Origin of the sequence: Fulvivirga sp. M361, from assembly GCF_007097395.1 — a bacterium.
GTDB lineage: Bacteria > Bacteroidota > Bacteroidia > Cytophagales > Cyclobacteriaceae > Fulvivirga.
On the sequence record NZ_VKDC01000126.1, the window covers coordinates 1 to 266 of the forward strand.

Genomic DNA, 266 nt, shown 5'->3' on the forward strand with positions numbered 1-266 from the left:
ATAAGTTTTATCGATTCAACGCACTTGAAAGTATGTCATAATCGAAGGATACATCAGCACAGAACCTTCAAAACAGTAGCGGAAAGAGGGTTTTGTTCCATTGGATGGTTTTATGGCTTTAAGCTACATCTGATCATCAATGACAAAGGAGAGATCATCGCTTTCTTTTTAACCAAAGGTAATGTAGATGACAGGAACCTTAAAGTGATGAAATCCATGACCGAAAACATGTTCGGGAAGCTATTTGCTGATAAAGGCTATATCTC

General features: G+C 37.6%; 1 protein-coding gene. It reads left to right on the forward strand.

The genetic code is table 11. From position 1 onward, the window contains the following. Window positions 1-266, forward strand: a 266-nt coding sequence (locus FNH22_RS31850) for a transposase (protein WP_143402582.1), incomplete at both ends; no start/stop codon positions are given.